Consider the following 295-nt stretch of genomic DNA (forward strand, 5'->3'; position numbering starts at 1 on the left):
TAAAGATTAGCAAAAACAGTAAAGATGCCGTAGTAGTAATGTCTATCAAAGACTATGAAGAACTAGAGGCAATGAAAACTGATTACCTTAAACATTGTTTCGAGTCAGCTAAACAAGACTTAGCACAAGGCAATGTAGTTGATGGTGAAGATTTCCTAAGCGCCTTGTAACCCACTATGCAAAAGAATAAATACAAACTAAGTAAATTGGCTCAGGCTCATTTACGAAAAATTAAAAGCTATACCGTCAACAACTTTTCTGAAATGCAGTGGAACAACTATAAAGACACATTGCT

At 34.9% G+C, this 295-nt stretch carries 1 protein-coding gene and 1 pseudogene; both read left to right on the forward strand.

Translation table 11 applies throughout. The annotated features are described in order from the left end of the window. Window positions 1-170, forward strand: a 170-nt coding sequence (locus tag AB4486_RS22860; protein ID WP_372118778.1) for a type II toxin-antitoxin system prevent-host-death family antitoxin, incomplete at its 5' end; no start/stop codon positions are given. Window positions 171-176: 6 nt separating this feature from the next. After that, window positions 177-295 (forward strand): annotated as a pseudogene (locus tag AB4486_RS22865) (type II toxin-antitoxin system RelE/ParE family toxin); the annotation flags it as partial.

The organism is Vibrio sp. 10N.222.55.C6 (assembly GCF_041473395.1).
GTDB classification, from domain to species: domain Bacteria; phylum Pseudomonadota; class Gammaproteobacteria; order Enterobacterales; family Vibrionaceae; genus Vibrio; species Vibrio crassostreae_C.